Origin of the sequence: Azospirillum sp. TSO22-1 (assembly GCF_003116015.1) — a bacterium.
Lineage (GTDB): Bacteria > Pseudomonadota > Alphaproteobacteria > Azospirillales > Azospirillaceae > Azospirillum.
Genome location: NZ_LGQZ01000251.1, coordinates 1 through 1,685 on the forward strand (window position 1 = coordinate 1; position 1,685 = coordinate 1,685).

Annotated in this window: 3 protein-coding genes; all 3 read right to left on the reverse strand. The window is 71.9% G+C overall.

The annotated features are described in order from the left end of the window. On the reverse strand, positions 1 to 229 hold a 229-nt coding region (locus TSO221_RS34745; protein WP_146209020.1), incomplete at its 3' end, for a hypothetical protein. Positions 230 to 234: 5 nt separating this feature from the next. Next, on the reverse strand, positions 235 to 1,320 hold the full coding sequence (locus tag TSO221_RS34750; protein ID WP_109122990.1) for a YCF48-related protein: 1,086 nt from the start codon (positions 1,318 to 1,320) through the stop codon (positions 235 to 237). 96 nt (positions 1,321 to 1,416) lie between these two features. After that, on the reverse strand, positions 1,417 to 1,685 hold a 269-nt coding region (locus tag TSO221_RS34755; RefSeq protein WP_146209021.1), incomplete at its 5' end, for a DUF1329 domain-containing protein.

Sequence of the window (1,685 nt, forward strand, 5' to 3'; positions counted from 1 at the left end):
TCGCCACGTAGGGATGCTTGGCCGGCACCATCTTCTCGAAGCTCGCCATCGGCCGGAGCTGAACCGCGTGCCAGCCGAGGAAGATGGAGATCAGGACGAAGGCCGCCAGAATCGGAATCCGGTTGCCGAACAGCCAGCGTTCCGCCGCCGCCTCCAGGGACCGCACCTTGCGGTGGTGGTCGAGATCGACGTCGCGGACCATGCCGGGCTTTCCTTGTTGCTTGTTCATGACGGTCACCCGGCCAGGGGGACGACGCGGGCGCCGCCCATGCCGACATGGATCAGCTTTTTGCCGGCGGCCGGCAGGATCGCGGTGACCGCGGTGGTGCCCGGCGGGCGCAGCGGGCGGAAGCTGGCGCCGCCGTCGGTGCTGGCGACGCTGCCGCCGGCGGCGTCCACCAGCACCAGCAGCTCGTCGACCGACGCCGCGCCAACCAGCGTGCGCGTGCCCGGCGTCGGCACCGGCCGCCACGTCCACCCGTCGTCGCTGCGGAAGATCCTCCCCCCGAAGCCGAAGGCCAGCAGCCCGCCTCCATCAAGCGCCCGCACGCCGTAGAGGTGCGACGGCGCGCCGGTGTCGAGCGTCTCCCAGCGCTCGCCGCCGTCCATCGAGCGGTACACCCGCCCGGCCTCCCCGGCGATCAGCAGCACGCCGGAGGACCCGGCGGCGATGGCGTTGTAGTGCAGGCCGTCCGGGTTGTTCAGCGCAACGCCCAGCGACGCCCAGGTCCGTCCTGCGTCGCGGGTGCGGAAGATCTGCCCGTAGGAGCCGACCACGAAGCCCTCGTCCGGCGCGCGGAACCAAACACCGAGCAGCGGCCGCGACGGACCGAACTCGGCGCCGGCCCTGGCGTCCTCGACGGCGGTCTCGGCCGCCTCGTCACGGGAAGCGGCAAGGTGCGCCTCAGCCTCGGCGAGCATCAGGGCGTTTGCGGCGTTGCCGTCGAAGCGCCGGGCCCAGCCCAGACCCCCGTCGGTGCTGTGCAGCACCACGCCGTCATGGCCGACCGCCCAGCCGACGGCCGGCGTGGGGAAATGCACCGCCGTCAGCGTCACCGAAACCGGCACGGCGGCCTGCCGCCATGTGGCGCCCTCGTCGTCCGAGAAGACGATGATCCCACGCTCGCCGACCGCCACCACGCGCTGCCCGGCGCGGGCAAGGCCGAGCAGCAGGGCCGAGGCGGCCTTCGCCGACGGCAGGGCCGGCGTGTCGAGCAGGTCCCTGCCCGCCCGCGCCGCCGATGGCAGAAGCGCTGCCGCCGCGGCCAGCTGCGCCAGAACCGTCCGCCGCCGCAGCGGGGCGGACTTCAACACACTCATTGAGAACTCCCGGACGAGATCGGTGGACGTGACTGGTGCGCCCCCCACCCCGCCCCTCCCCCCTGAGCGGGGAGGGGCGGGGTGGGGAGTTCGACCTCAGTTGCTGACGCGGCGCAGGGAGTCCGGCGAGAAGCGGCTGAGCTCGTACTTCACGCCGTACTGGGTCGGCTTCTCCTCGTTGGTCAGCTGGTGCACGAGGTAGCGCCGCGCCTGCAGGTCGTAGAGCACGTTGGCGGCGTAGTGCGTCATGGCCTGCTCGTAGTCCTGGAAGGTGTGCAGTTCGTGCACGCGCCACAGCTCGCCGCGGCCGTCGTACTGGTCCTTGTGGGCGATCTGCCAGGAATCCTCGTCCACGTAGAACTCGC